Annotated in this window: 13 protein-coding genes and 5 pseudogenes (1 of these 18 cut by a window edge); 10 read left to right on the top strand and 8 right to left on the bottom strand. The window is 46.5% G+C overall.

The window, feature by feature from the left end; genetic code table 11:
- The 3 genes and pseudogenes from QZF50_RS16505 to mgtT form a co-directional block, all read left to right on the top strand.
- Window positions 1-411 (top strand): annotated as a pseudogene (locus QZF50_RS16505) (efflux MFS transporter YdeE); the annotation flags it as partial.
- Window positions 412-537: 126 nt separating this feature from the next.
- On the top strand, window positions 538-633 hold the full coding sequence (gene mgtS / locus QZF50_RS16500) for a protein MgtS (RefSeq protein WP_000901367.1): 96 nt from the start codon (window positions 538-540) through the stop codon (window positions 631-633).
- Complete coding sequence (gene mgtT / locus QZF50_RS16495; protein WP_211180496.1) at window positions 633-737, top strand: protein MgtT; 105 nt, start codon at window positions 633-635, stop codon at window positions 735-737. The genes mgtS and mgtT overlap by 1 nt, the downstream gene beginning before the upstream one ends.
- A gap of 114 nt (window positions 738-851) precedes the next feature.
- Here mgtT and dgcZ read toward each other — a convergent pair whose 3' ends face one another.
- On the bottom strand, window positions 852-1,742 hold the full coding sequence (gene dgcZ / locus QZF50_RS16490; RefSeq protein WP_000592826.1) for a diguanylate cyclase DgcZ: 891 nt from the start codon (window positions 1,740-1,742) through the stop codon (window positions 852-854).
- Between the two features lie 254 nt (window positions 1,743-1,996).
- Window positions 1,997-2,389: a YdeI family stress tolerance OB fold protein gene (ydeI, locus tag QZF50_RS16485; protein ID WP_000671730.1), complete on the bottom strand. Its 393-nt coding sequence runs from the start codon at window positions 2,387-2,389 to the stop codon at window positions 1,997-1,999.
- Between the two features lie 275 nt (window positions 2,390-2,664).
- On the opposite strand from ydeI, the gene QZF50_RS16480 reads away from it, so the two are divergent.
- Window positions 2,665-3,183 (top strand): 2-oxo-tetronate isomerase, encoded by a 519-nt coding sequence (locus QZF50_RS16480; protein ID WP_001024561.1) that lies wholly within the window; start codon window positions 2,665-2,667, stop codon window positions 3,181-3,183.
- Window positions 3,184-3,227: 44 nt separating this feature from the next.
- Here QZF50_RS16480 and dcp read toward each other — a convergent pair whose 3' ends face one another.
- Window positions 3,228-5,273, bottom strand: a complete 2,046-nt coding sequence (gene dcp, locus QZF50_RS16475; RefSeq protein WP_001296767.1) for a peptidyl-dipeptidase Dcp — start codon at window positions 5,271-5,273, stop codon at window positions 3,228-3,230.
- Window positions 5,274-5,409: 136 nt separating this feature from the next.
- On the opposite strand from dcp, the gene ydfG reads away from it, so the two are divergent.
- The 3 genes from ydfG (at window position 5,410) to ydfZ (ending at window position 7,312) form a co-directional block, all read left to right on the top strand.
- On the top strand, window positions 5,410-6,156 hold the full coding sequence (gene ydfG / locus QZF50_RS16470) for a bifunctional NADP-dependent 3-hydroxy acid dehydrogenase/3-hydroxypropionate dehydrogenase YdfG (protein WP_000636571.1): 747 nt from the start codon (window positions 5,410-5,412) through the stop codon (window positions 6,154-6,156).
- An 88-nt stretch (window positions 6,157-6,244) separates the two neighbouring features.
- Entirely contained in the window at window positions 6,245-6,931 is a 687-nt protein-coding gene (gene rspR, locus QZF50_RS16465) for a DNA-binding transcriptional regulator rspR (protein WP_000215549.1), read from the top strand.
- A gap of 177 nt (window positions 6,932-7,108) precedes the next feature.
- On the top strand, window positions 7,109-7,312 hold the full coding sequence (gene ydfZ / locus QZF50_RS16460; RefSeq protein WP_000214712.1) for a putative selenium delivery protein YdfZ: 204 nt from the start codon (window positions 7,109-7,111) through the stop codon (window positions 7,310-7,312).
- Between the two features lie 35 nt (window positions 7,313-7,347).
- Here the strand turns inward: ydfZ and QZF50_RS16455 are convergent.
- The 3 pseudogenes from QZF50_RS16455 to QZF50_RS23740 all read right to left on the bottom strand — a co-directional run bounded on the left by QZF50_RS16455 (window position 7,348) and on the right by QZF50_RS23740 (window position 10,466).
- A pseudogene (locus QZF50_RS16455) lies at window positions 7,348-8,808 on the bottom strand (mannitol dehydrogenase family protein).
- An 88-nt stretch (window positions 8,809-8,896) separates the two neighbouring features.
- Window positions 8,897-10,180 (bottom strand): annotated as a pseudogene (gene ydfJ / locus QZF50_RS16450) (MHS family MFS transporter YdfJ); the annotation flags it as partial.
- Between the two features lie 168 nt (window positions 10,181-10,348).
- Window positions 10,349-10,466 (bottom strand): annotated as a pseudogene (locus QZF50_RS23740) (capsid protein).
- Between the two features lie 315 nt (window positions 10,467-10,781).
- Between QZF50_RS23740 and QZF50_RS16445 the strand changes: the two are divergent.
- From QZF50_RS16445 to QZF50_RS16435, 3 genes are all read left to right on the top strand, one after another.
- Entirely contained in the window at window positions 10,782-10,895 is a 114-nt protein-coding gene (locus QZF50_RS16445) for a YnaM/YnfT family protein (protein ID WP_120795384.1), read from the top strand.
- Window positions 10,896-10,963: 68 nt separating this feature from the next.
- Complete coding sequence (gene ydfK, locus QZF50_RS16440) at window positions 10,964-11,197, top strand: cold shock protein YdfK (RefSeq protein ID WP_000836768.1); 234 nt, start codon at window positions 10,964-10,966, stop codon at window positions 11,195-11,197.
- A 316-nt stretch (window positions 11,198-11,513) separates the two neighbouring features.
- Entirely contained in the window at window positions 11,514-12,104 is a 591-nt protein-coding gene (locus QZF50_RS16435; protein WP_000086522.1) for a recombinase family protein, read from the top strand.
- A 97-nt stretch (window positions 12,105-12,201) separates the two neighbouring features.
- Here the strand turns inward: QZF50_RS16435 and QZF50_RS16430 are convergent, their stop codons facing one another.
- Together QZF50_RS16430 and QZF50_RS16425 are read right to left on the bottom strand one after the other, a co-directional pair.
- Window positions 12,202-12,777, bottom strand: coding sequence for a tail fiber assembly protein (locus QZF50_RS16430; protein WP_000885614.1), 576 nt, complete (start codon window positions 12,775-12,777; stop codon window positions 12,202-12,204).
- Window positions 12,777-13,774 (bottom strand): annotated as a pseudogene (locus QZF50_RS16425) (prophage tail fiber N-terminal domain-containing protein); it runs 2,408 nt beyond the window's last position. The gene QZF50_RS16430 and the pseudogene QZF50_RS16425 overlap by 1 nt, the downstream one beginning before the upstream one ends.

Genomic DNA, 13,774 nt, shown 5'->3' with positions numbered 1-13,774 from the left:
TTGCAATATTCCGTGGGCCGCCGACTTAACCCGGCTAACATCCGCGCGCTGATGACAGCAGGCACCCTATGTTTCGTCATCGGTCTGGTCGGTTTTATTTTTTCCGGCAACAGCCTGCTATTGTGGGGTATGTCAGCTGCGGTATTTACTGTCGGTGAAATCATTTATGCGCCGGGCGAGTATATGTTGATTGACCATATTGCGCCGCCAGGAATGAAAGCCAGCTATTTTTCCGCCCAGTCTTTAGGCTGGCTTGGTGCCGCGATTAACCCATTAGTGAGTGGCGTAGTGCTAACCAGCCTGCCGCCTTCCTCGCTGTTTGTCATCTTAGCGTTGGTGATCATTGCTGCGTGGGTGCTGATGTTAAAAGGGATTCGTGCAAGACCGTGGGGGCAGCCCGCGCTTTGTTGATTTAAGTCGAACACAATAAAAATTTAATTCAGCCTTCGTTTAGGTTACCTCTGCTAATATCTTTCTCATTGAGATGAAAATTAAGGTAAGCGAGGAAACACACCACACCATAAACGGAGGCAAATAATGCTGGGTAATATGAATGTTTTTATGGCCGTACTGGGAATAATTTTATTTTCTGGTTTTCTGGCCGCGTATTTCAGCCACAAATGGGATGACTAATGAACGGAGATAATCCCTCACCTAACCGGCCCCTTGTTACAGTTGTGTACAAGGGGCCTGATTTTTATGACGGCGAAAAAAAACCGCCAGTAAACCGGCGGTGAATGCTTGCATGGATAGATTTGTGTTTTGCTTTTACGCTAACAGGCATTTTCCTGCACTGATAACGGATCGTTGACACAGTAGCATCAGTTTTCTCAATGAATGTTAAACGGAGCTTAAACTCGGTTAATCACATTTTGTTCGTCAATAAACATGCAGCGATTTCTTCCGGTTTGCTTACCCTCATACATTGCCCGGTCTGCTCTTCCAATGACCACATCCAGAGGCTCTTCAGGAAATGCGCGACTCACACCTGCTGTCACGGTAATGTTGATATGCCCTTCAGAATGTGTGATGGCATGGTTATCGACTAACTGGCAAATTCTGACACCTGCACGACATGCTTCTTCATCATTAGCCGCTTTGACAATAATGATAAATTCTTCGCCCCCGTAGCGATAAACCGTTTCGTAATCACGCGTCCAACTGGCTAAGTAAGTTGCCAGGGTGCGTAATACTACATCGCCGATTAAATGCCCGTAGGTATCATTAACCAATTTAAATCGGTCAATATCCAACAACATTAAATAAAGATTCAGAGGCTCAGTGTTGCGTAACTGATGATCAAAGGATTCATCAAGAACCCGACGCCCCGGCAATCCCGTCAAAACATCCATATTGCTACGGATCGTCAGCAAATAAATTTTGTAATCGGTTAATGCCGCAGTAAAAGAAAGCAACCCCTCCTGAAAGGCGTCGAAATGCGCGTCCTGCCAGTGATTTTCAACAATAGCCAGCATTAATTCCCGACCACAGTTATGCATATGTTGATGGGCAGAATCCATTAGCCGAACGTAAGGTAATTCATCGTTATCGAGTGGCCCCAGATGATCAATCCACCGACCAAACTGGCACAGTCCATAAGAATGGTTATCCGTTATTTCTGGCTTACTGGCATCTCTCGCGACCACGCTGTGAAACATACTCACCAGCCACTGGTAGTGGGCATCGATAGCCTTATTGAGATTTAACAAGATGGCATCAATTTCCGTTGTCTTCTTGATCATTGCCACTCCTTTTTCACAGTTCCTTGTGCGCGCTATTCTAACGAGAGAAAAGCAAAATTACGTCAATATTTTCATAGAAATCCGAAGTTAGGAGTCATCTCTGAGATAACATTGTGATTTAAAACAAAATCAGCGGATAAAAAAGTGTTTAATTCTGTAAATCACCTCTGCATTATCGTAAATAAAAGGATGACAAATAGCATAACCCAATACCCTAATGGCCCAGTAGTTCAGGCCATCAGGCTAATTTATTTTTATTTCTGCAAATGAGTGACCCGAACGACGGCCGGCGCGCTTTTCTTATCCAGACTGCCGCTAATGTTGATCATCTGGTCCGGCTGAACTTCTCGTCCATCAAAGACGGCCGCAGGAATAACGGCATTAATTTCACCGCTCTTATCGCGAAAAACGTAACGGTCCTCTCCTTTGTGAGAAATCAAATTACCGCGTAGTGAAACCGAAGCGCCATCGTGCATGTTTTTTGCGAAATCAACGGTCATTTTTTTTGCATCATCGGTTCCGCGATAGCCATCTTCTATTGCATGAGGCGGCGGTGGCGCTGCATCCTGTTTTAAACCGCCCTGGTCATCTGCCAACGCATAAGGCATGACAAGAAAACTTGCTAATACAATGGCCTGAAATTTCATACTAACTCCTTAATTGCGTTTGGTTTGACTTATTAAGTCTGGTTGCTATTTTTATAATTGCCAAATAAGAATACTGCCAATTGTTATAAGGCATTTAAAATCAGCCCACTAGCTGTCAAATATTCAGAGAATTTAACTCACTAAAGTTAAGAAGATTGAAGAGTCTTAAACATATTTTCAGAATAATCGGATTTATATGTTTGAAAATTATTATATTTGACGAGCATACAGAAAAAGCAAATCACCTTTACATATAATAGCGTGGACAAAAAACAGTGAACATTAATAAAGATAAAATTGTACAACTCGCAGATACCGACACTATTGAAAACCTGACATCCGCGTTGAGTCAAAGACTTATCGCGGATCAATTACGCTTAACTACCGCCGAATCATGCACCGGCGGTAAGTTGGCTAGCGCCCTGTGTGCAGCTGAAGATACACCCAAATTTTACGGTGCAGGCTTTGTTACTTTCACCGATCAGGCAAAGATGAAAATCCTCAGCGTAAGCCAGCAATCTCTTGAACGATATTCTGCGGTGAGTGAGAAAGTGGCAGCAGAAATGGCAACAGGTGCCATAGAGCGTGCGGATGCTGATGTCAGTATTGCCATTACCGGCTACGGCGGACCGGAGGGCGGTGAAGATGGTACGCCAGCGGGTACCGTCTGGTTCGCGTGGCATATTAAAGGCCAGACCTACACTGCGGTTATGCATTTTGCTGGCGACTGCGAAACGGTATTAGCTTTAGCGGTGAGGTTTGCCCTCGTCCAGCTGCTGCAATTACTGCTATAACCAGGCTGGCCTGGCGATATCTCCAGGCCAGCCATTGGTGGTGTTTATATGTTCAAGCCACGATGTTGCAGCATCGGCATAATTTGAGGAGCCTTACCGCGCCATTGTCGATACAGGCGTTCCAGATCTTCGCTGTTACCTCTGGAAAGGATCGCCTCGCGAAAACGCTGCCCATTTTCACGCGTTAATCCGCCCTGCTCAACAAACCACTGGTAACCATCATCGGCCAACATTTGCGTCCACAGATAAGCGTAATAACCTGCAGCATATCCGCCACCAAAAATATGGGCGAAATAACTGCTGCGATAGCGTGGCGGTATAGCAGGAAGATCCATATTTTCCGCCACCAGCGCCCGCAATTCAAAATCATCGACATCCTGCATTGCTTCGTTTTCTTCCAGGCAATGCCAGCGCATATCGAGAAGTGCGGCGCTAAGCAGTTCGCTCATCTCATACCCTTTGTTGAACAGGCTGGCATTACGCATTTTCTGTTGCAGTTCGTCAGGCATTGCTGCCCCGCTCTGATAATGCCGGGCGTAGCGAGCGAATACCTGCGGATGCGTTGCCCAGTGTTCGTTGATTTGCGACGGAAATTCGACAAAATCACGCGGCGTGTTGGTGCCGGAAAGCGTGGCATAACGCTGGCGGGCAAAAAGGCCGTGCAGCGTATGACCAAATTCATGGAATAAGGTTATTACATCATCCCAGAGTAACAACGCAGGCTCACCGGCAGCGGGTTTCTGATAATTGCAAACGTTATAAATTACCGGATGCGTTTCATTAAGCGTTGATTGCTCAACAAAATTGCCCATCCATGCACCGCCGCTTTTTGAATCACGGGCGAAGAAATCACCGTAAAATAACGCCAGTCCCACGCCATTATGATCAAAAATTTCCCACACACGAACGTCAGGATGGTAGACAGGAATATCAAAACGTTCGACAAACTTAATACCGAAGAGCTGATTCGCGGTCCAGAATACACCTTCATTCAACACCGTGTTTAATTCAAAATATGGCTTGAGCTGCGCCTCATCAAGATCAAATTTCTCCCGCCGTACCTGTTCGGCATAAAATGCCCAGTCCCACGGCTGCGCGCTAAACCCGCCTTGCTGCTTATCGATAACCGCCTGTATGGAGGCTAATTCATCGCTAGCACGTTGACGCGCCGCTGGAACAATTTCCCGCATAAAGTTGAGTGCTGCTTCAGGTGTTTTTGCCATCTGATCGGCGATTTTCCATGCGGCATAATGAGGAAAACCAAGCAGTTTCGCCTGCTGTGCGCGAATCTCTACCAGACGTTGAATGATAGCGCGGGTATCATTGCCATCATTTTTTTCCGCTCGCGTCCAGCCCGCAATAAACAGTTTTTCACGCGTCGCACGATCGCGCATTTCGGCAAGCGCCGGTTGTTGGGTGGTATTCAGCAGCGGAATCAGCCATTTGTTATCCAGACCTTTCTCGCGAGCCGCCACTGCCGCCAGCGCAATCTCTTGCTCACTCATTCCTGCCAGCTGCGCGATATCGTTCACAACCAGACCGCCGGATTTATTTGCTGCAAGTAACCGCTGGTTAAACTGGCTGGTCAGGGTCGCAGCTTCTGTATTCAGTACTTTTAATTTTGCTTTATCAGCTTGCGCAAGTTTGGCTCCGGCAAGGACAAAACGTTGATGAATAACCTCCACCAGGCGGATGGATTCACTATCAAGCCCCAGGGATTCACGGCGCTGCCAGACAGCATCTACCCGCGCGAATAATTCACCGTTCAGATAGATATCATTAGCCAGTTCCGCCAGTTCAGCGGAAAACTGTTCATCAAGACGCTGTAATTCATCATTGGTATGCGCCGCAGTCATCGCAAAAAAGACGCTGGTAACGCGGGTAAGTAATTCTCCGCTTTGTTCCAGTGCCAGAATAGTATTGTTGAAATCAGGCGTTTGCGGGTTAAGCGCGATGGCAGCAATTTCTGCCCGCTTTTGCTGCATTCCCTCATCGAATGCCGGGCGATAGTGATGATTGGCAATTTGATCAAAATGAGGAGCCAGATACGGCAGTGTGCTTTGCACAAGGAAAGGATTCATTGTTGTCATTTTCTTCTCCTGAACGCGAGGTGTTCCATAGCGTAGGCTTACTGATAACGGAGTGCAATCTTGCAAACCAGTATTACCCGCTCTTAAGCATCACGTGCTATGTTATTGACACACAAAAGCGTTGAGGAACAGTGAGATGATCGTTTTAGTAACTGGAGCAACGGCAGGTTTTGGTGAATGCATTACTCGTCGTTTTATTCAACAAGGGCATAAAGTTATCGCCACTGGCCGTCGCCAAGAGCGGTTGCAGGAGTTAAAAGACGAACTGGGAGATAATCTGTATATCGCCCAACTGGACGTTCGCAACCGCGCCGCTATTGAAGAGATGCTGGCATCGCTCCCTGCCGAGTGGTGCAATATTGATATCCTGGTAAATAATGCCGGCCTGGCGTTGGGCATGGAGCCTGCGCATAAAGCCAGCGTTGAAGACTGGGAAACGATGATTGATACCAACAACAAAGGCCTGGTATATATGACGCGCGCCGTCTTACCGGGTATGGTTGAACGTAATCATGGTCATATTATTAACATTGGCTCAACGGCAGGTAGCTGGCCTTATGCCGGTGGTAACGTTTACGGTGCGACGAAAGCGTTTGTTCGTCAGTTTAGCCTGAATCTGCGTACGGACCTGCATGGTACGGCGGTGCGCGTCACCGACATCGAACCGGGTCTGGTGGGTGGCACCGAGTTTTCCAATGTCCGCTTTAAAGGCGATGACGGTAAAGCGGAAAAAACCTATCAAAATACCGTTGCATTGACGCCAGAAGATGTCAGCGAAGCCGTCTGGTGGGTGTCAACGCTGCCTGCTCACGTCAATATCAATACCCTGGAAATGATGCCGGTTACCCAAAGCTATGCCGGACTGAATGTCCACCGTCAGTAATTTTTATACCCGGCGTAACTGCCGGGTTATTGCTTGTCACAAAAAAGTGGTAGACTCATGCAGTTAACTCACTCACAAGCAAGAACGAATGACCGTCGAAACGCAACTTAATCCCACACAGCCTGTCAATCAGCAGATTTATCGTATTCTTCGTCGCGACATTGTCCATTGCCTGATTGCACCAGGCACACCGTTGTCGGAAAAAGAAGTTTCTGTTCGTTTCAATGTGTCACGCCAGCCGGTTCGTGAAGCCTTTATTAAACTGGCGGAAAACGGCCTGATTCAAATTCGTCCGCAGCGTGGCAGCTACGTCAACAAAATTTCCATGGCCCAGGTGCGAAACGGCAGTTTTATCCGTCAGGCCATTGAGTGCGCGGTGGCGCGTCGGGCGGCGAGCATGATTACCGAAAGCCAGTGCTACCAACTGGAACAAAATCTTCACCAGCAACGCATTGCCATTGAGCGCAAGCAACTGGATGATTTTTTTGAACTTGATGACAACTTCCATCAACTCCTGACGCAGATTGCCGACTGTCAACTGGCGTGGGATACCATTGAGAACCTGAAAGCGACCGTTGATCGCGTGCGCTATATGAGTTTCGACCATGTTTCTCCACCAGAAATGCTGTTACGCCAGCATCTTGATATTTTCTCTGCCCTGCAAAAACGTGATGGCGATGCGGTAGAACGTGCAATGACGCAACATTTGCAGGAAATCAGCGAATCCGTGCGCCAGATCCGCCAGGAAAACAGCGACTGGTTTAGCGAAGAGTAATTCATTTACTCTCATCCCATCCGGGATGAGAGGCTTTTCCCCCCGCCTTACGGCTCATGCATGCATCAAAAAAGATGTGAGCTTGATCAAAAACAAAAAATATTTCACTCGACAGGAGTATTTATATTGCGCCCGTTACGTGGGCTTCGACTGTAAATCAGAAAGGAGAAAACACCTATGACGACCTACGATCGTAACCGTAACGCAATCACCACTGGCAGCCGTGTTATGGTTAGCGGCACCGGTCACACTGGCAAGATCCTGTCGATTGATACTGAAGGTCTGACCGCTGAGCAAATCCGCCGCGGAAAAACCGTAGTTGTTGAAGGTTGTGAAGAGAAACTGGCACCTCTGGACCTGATTCGTCTCGGCATGAACTAAGTGTGTGAATGCCGCCGATGGCGGCATTGCTTTTTTTACTTCACGGAATATTTCGCCACGGTCGCTTTCGCGCCATGCGCTAATAAAGACAAGTACGCTTCCGTCACTTTTGCAGTAAACAAGCTATTGTCTGGCAAATCATCACCAAAGATTGCCTTAATCGCCAGCAATGACTGGACGCGCGCTTTCCCTTCGGCACTACTTTGTACAGCCTTCTGAATAACAGGTAACAGTGGGTCACTGATTTCTATCGGATTTCCCTGTTCATCAACACCACCGACATAACGCATCCAACCCGCGACGCCCAGCGCCAGCAGATCGAACTTGCTGTCATGCGCCAGATGCCAGCGAACAGAATCCAACATCCGCTGTGGCAATTTCTGGCTACCATCCATCGCAATCTGCCAGGTTCGATGACGTAACGCCGGGTTGCTATAGCGTGCAATTAATCGGTTAGCGTAATCTTGCAAATCAACGCCCTGCACTTTCAGCGTCGGCGCTTGTTCCTGCAACATCAAGCCATACGCCGCATAACGATAATGTTCATCTTCCATGCAGTCATTAATGTGCTGATATCCAGCAAGATAACCCAAATACGCCAGGAATGAATGACTGCCGTTGAGCATGCGCAACTTCATCTCTTCATAAGGCAGCACATCACTAACCAGTTCGGCTCCCGCTTTTTCCCATTCTGGACGTCCGGCAACAAAGTTATCTTCTATTACCCACTGGCGGAAAGGTTCACAGGCAACGCCCGCAGGATCGCCCACACCGGTAAGTTGTTCGATTTTCGCCAGCGTATCCTCTGTCACTGCGGGCACAATACGGTCCACCATTGTTGATGGGAAAGTCACGTTATCTTCGATCCATTGTGCCAGTTTTTCATCAACGGCTTACGCGTAGGAAGTGACAACGTCACGCATAACATGACCGTTTTCTGGCATGTTGTCACATGACATGACGGTAAATGCGGGAAGTCCTGCCGCTTTACGGCGAGCCAGCGCCTCAACAATCACTCCTGTTGCTGTTTTCGGCTGGTGGGGATTTTGCACGTCGGCAGCGACCATCGGGTGATCGAGCATTAACTGTCCGGTCGCCGGAGAGTGGAAATACCCTTTTTCGGTGATTGTCAGAGAGACAATCGCGATTTGCGGTTCACACATCGCAGCCAACACGGTTTCTAAGCCATCCATCTGTACGTGCAAGGCTTTTTTAACGACGCCAACGACGCGAGCCGTCCACGCATCGGCCGACATTTCCGCAACGGTATAAAGATTATCTTGCTGCTGTAAATCGGCAATTTGCTGTTCGCCGCCGATTAAGTTGACCTCATAATATCCCCAGTCACTGAAATGTTCTGTAGCAAGAATATCGGCATACACGCCCTGATGCGCACGGTGAAATGCACCAAAGCCTAAATGAACAATTCTTGGGGCCAGGTTATTACGATCATAAACAGGGAGTGTCGCTTTTGCTGATAACAAATTATTTCCCATAACAATTCCTTAAATTTAAATATGGCAAGCTACATGTTTTGTTATATGAATAAAAATCCCCTCTCCGGTAAGAGAAGGGATTGAGGATTTACAGACTTCTGGAAGGTTGCGCAGCTCTTACAACACGCGGTTGATCTTCCGCAGCGTCTTCCAGCGCACTTAAATCACGGTCTTTCACTTCTGGCATTTTCAGCGCAGAGATTAAACCAATCACTGAATATGCCATGATCATAATGGCGATCGGATACCAGGATTCCGTCATGGTGCAGAAAATACCCGCCAGGATAGGACCAAAACCGGAAGCGATAAGACCACCAATTTCTTTAGAAATGGCCATCCGGGTAAAGCGGTTTTTACAGCCGAACATTTCTGCCATGGTAATGTTTTCCAGAGCAAATAATCCCAGCACCGCACAGTTATGAATCACAATCAGTGCAACCATAATGGTGCTCGGGGCATAGCTTTTATCTACAATGATAGAAAGCATTGGCCATGCCAGCACAATCGCGGAGGTATTCATAATAATATACGGGATCCGGCGACCAATTTTATCGGATAACCAACCATGGAACGGAATGGTCATAAAGCCGAGAATCGAACTAATCATCAATGCATCTGTTGGAATTGCTTTGTTAAACAATAACGTCTGCACTAAATAGCCTGCAAGGAAAGTCTGAATTAACCCGGAGTTACCCGCCTGACCAAAACGCAGCCCTGTTGCCAGCCAGAAGGATTTGCTCTGGAACATGCTACCAGCAGGTGCAGGTTTTGCTGTGGGTTGGTTGCTGTCATTAACCTTCTCAAAGACCGGGCTTTCTTTCAGATTCATACGTAACCAGATAGCAAAGACCATCACGACAACGCTCGCCAGGAACGGTATACGCCATCCCCACGCCAGCAGTTCCTCTTTACTGAGAATGAAGAACATAAAGGCCCAGATTGCCGTTGCGCTCAAGGTTCCGCAGTTAGTTCCCATAGCTACAAATGAGGAGATAATTCCGCGCTTACCTTTTGGTGCATATTCCGCCAGCATCGTACCGGCACCGGAAATTTCCGCACCTGCACCCAACCCCTGAATAATACGCAGCGTCACCAGCAAGATGGGGGCAAAAACACCAATCTGTGCATAGGTCGGTAACACACCAATTAAGGTGGTACAGATCCCCATCATGGTGATGGTAATAAAGAGCACTTTTTTACGCCCTATTCTGTCGCCCATTTTGCCGAAAATAAATGCTCCGACAATACGCGCCACATAACCTGCACCGTAGGTTCCCATTGCCAAAATTAACGCCATTGCCGTTGATGATTCAGGAAAAAATATTTCATGAAACACCAACGCTGCGCCGAGCGAATATAACTGGAAATCCATAATTCACAGGTGTTTTTTCCCATCCTGTGGTTTCCTTGGCGTTTTCTAGGTTTTTTCAGATAGTTGCATTTTTTTAAAAGCATCCTAAGTTCGATCTCAGTGTCTATCTGGGGCCTATTTCTGTCCCATATATGCCCCAAAAAACTCCCCAACAGATAAGTAGTTTTTTCATGGATTTACGCGTAAAATCAATAACGGCTGGAAATCATTCAATACTCGCACTATCGAAAAATTTACCAGCCAACCGCAGCACGTTCTTGCATAAGGTGTGTCTGCGGTTTTTCAACTATTCAGATACATCACTCCCATCACATTCATTCCTACACATCAAAGGCATATAGGCTATATCACCTTGATATTTTTCTTCTTCAGATAAAAACTGTTATCTATGTATACTTTTAAACCCAATCCGTGTAGAGTCTCTGCATAAGATAGTTTGCAGTTGCCACTTCAGATTGCGCCATAAACCGCCTGATTTTTGCCGCCACCTGTTAGCATTCCTGTATACCTGAAACGACAATGTTTATCTACGAACTTTAAGAACACCCAAGATAAAATTGTCAACTATATCATATATAACACATTACTAATTCGAGGCTATATGAACAGCATACTGATAATCACTTCTCTCCTTATCATATTCAGCATTTTTAGTCATGCCCTAATAAAATTAGGGATTGGCATATCCAATAACCCAGACAAAACCGATGTATAAGTCAACATATCCTGAATCAGACATACAATATCGCAATGAAAATCAATAATATTTTAAGGAATATCTTCATGAAATCAAAAGACACCCTAAAGTGGTTCCCTGCGCAGCTTCCTGAAGTAAGAATTATCCTAGGGGATGCTGTAGTGGAAGTAGCAAAACAGGGAAGACCTATCAATACCAGAACATTGCTTGATTACATTGAAGGAAACATAAAGAAAAAATCATGGCTGGATAACAAAGAATTATTACAAACAGCGATATCAGTTCTTAAAGACAACCAAAATTTAAATGGTAAAATGTAATATAATAAACTTACTTTTTTATCATTTTTCCACTTTAACAACATTTTGCTCCACTTTTCCACGACCAAACAACTTGAAATCTGGTTAAAATAACACGCAACACTATTCTTCTTCCTTGAGTCCGCCCGGAACTCGAAAAACAAACCGAGTTAAAGCCATTTTTCACAAAATCGATTTTGGGTCTCACCAAAGTTACGGGGTTGCATACGCATTCGTTTATTTTCGAACGTGTACATACAAATATGCACAAAAATAATCAAAATTATTTTCTGAGATGCATTATGATATGAACACCAATTTCGTATAGAGTCTCACTATGTCTCGAATTTTTGCTTACTGTCGGATATCAACGCTGGATCAGACCACCGAAAATCAACGCCGGGAAATCGAAAGTGCAGGTTTTAAAATCAAACCTCAGCAAATAATCGAAGAACACATTAGCGGCTCAGCAGCAACCAGTGAGCGTCCTGGTTTTAACCGGTTGCTTGCTCGCCTGAAATGTGGTGATCAATTGATTGTGACAAAACTGGATCGCCTTGGTTGTAATGCAATGGATATCAGGAAAACAGTGGAACAACTGACCGAAACAGGTATCAGAGTGCATTGCTTAGCATTGGGGGGCATTGACCTGACCAGTCCAACAGGAAAAATGATGATGCACGTAATTTCAGCAGTCGCTGAATTTGAACGAGACCTTTTACTTGAACGCACTCATTCCGGGATAGTAAGAGCCCGCGGCGCAGGGAAACGTTTTGGTCGACCACCTGTGTTAAATGAAGAACAGAAACAGGTGGTATTCGAACGAATTAAGTCAGGTGTAAGTATAAGTGCCATTGCCCGGGAATTCAAAACCTCGCGGCAAACCATTTTAAGAGCCAAAGCAAAACTTCAGACACCTGACATATAAAAAATAATCTCGGTGTGAGATGCTTTACGTCTTCCAAGCCCCCTTCCTTGCCGTAAATGGAAAGATACATCTAATTATAGAATTTATATGTTTTACCCTACGGCAGTGCTGGCCATTCAATATCCTGTGCAGTTGACGTATCAACACGGTTCAGCAACACCCGATACTTTTTCCAGGCTTCCAGCAATGAGGTTTCTTCCTCCGTTGCGATTTCCAGATCTACAGCATCCTGAAGTGGCGCAATATGCTCACTGGCTACCTGCATCAGGCTGTTTTTTGTTTCTTCCGCCTCTCGGATCCGGAACAGTTTTTCTGCTTCTGCATCTTTCACCCAGGCTGTGCCGTTCCACTTCTGAAACTCCCCTTCCGGCGATAACCAGGTAACATTTTCCGGTAACGGACCGAGTTCAGAAATAAATAACGCGTCCCCTGACGCTACGTCATAAACCGTTTTACCCCGATGGTCTTCATCGAGATGCCACGATGCCTTATCACTGTTGAAAACAGCCACAAAGCCAGCAGGAATATCTGGTGGTGCAATATCGGTACTGTTTGCTGGCAGACCTGTATGAGGCGGAATATATGCGTCACCTTCACCAATAAATTCATTAGTTCCGGCCAGCAGATTATAAATTTTTATGGTCCGTGGTTGTTCACTCATTCTGAATGCCATTATGCAAGCCTCACAATATAGTTAAATGCGATGTTTTTGACGGTGTTTTCCGCGTTACCAGCAGCGTTAACGGTGATGGTGTGTCCATGTGAACCAATCGCAACGGAGTGCGTATGAGCACCAATACCGACAGTATGCGCGTGTGCACCTGCAGATGCTGCTGTGCCGGACAGTGAATGGCTATGATTACCATCTGTACTGGTATTCGCTAACCACCCCGTAGACATACCTACTGAGCCTTGTACACCCCAGGTATTTTGACCTGAGCTTGTATAACCATATTGATAAGTATCTTTAAAAACACTGGGGTTAAATCGACGGCCATCTCTATGGCTGTGATTACCAGCTGCATTCGTGCTGCCACTTAAACTATGGGTATGCGCACCAGTGTTATTCGTGGATTTAGTGCCGTAATCAAACGACGATGTGGTTTTCGTCCCCAAATCCGTACTGGATGCGCTGGCGCTGTGGGTATGCGATTTAATGCCATCCTGTTCCTGAGACAATACGGCACGACCACTGGCGGGCTTGCCCTTAATCGTCCAGCCACGCAAATCAGGGATCACGCCTGACGGATAAGCGGCAGCAAGTTTCGGGTAGGCAGATTTGTCAAAAGTCTGCCCCTGCATCAGGGCATAACCAGACGGAACGGTATCTGATGGCCACGGGATTGGTGCGCCGACTGGGTAGCTTTCTGGTGGAAGATTTTTCGAGGTATAAACTTCTGCCCAGTCTTCCTCAAAACCATAGCCATCTCTTGAAGAACGGTAGAACAGACCACCATTTCTGTAATGCGCCTTCATCTGCAGGGTCCGGCAACTTCCGACTCCGGTATAGAAGTTAACCAGAATATAGCTGTCGCCAGAGCGGGTGACATTGTAAGCGCCTGATTCGGCATTCCAGGGAACGCCACCATCCGCATCGGCATATGTATCCGTTGCCCTTCTGGCAAAAGCAGCCACATGCGCGGCGGTTAAAGTAATATCTTTGGAACCAT

Origin of the sequence: uncultured Escherichia sp., from assembly GCF_948475835.1 — a bacterium.
Classification (GTDB): Bacteria; Pseudomonadota; Gammaproteobacteria; order Enterobacterales; family Enterobacteriaceae; genus ECMA0423.
This window is presented reverse-complemented; position numbering and strand designations above follow the sequence as displayed.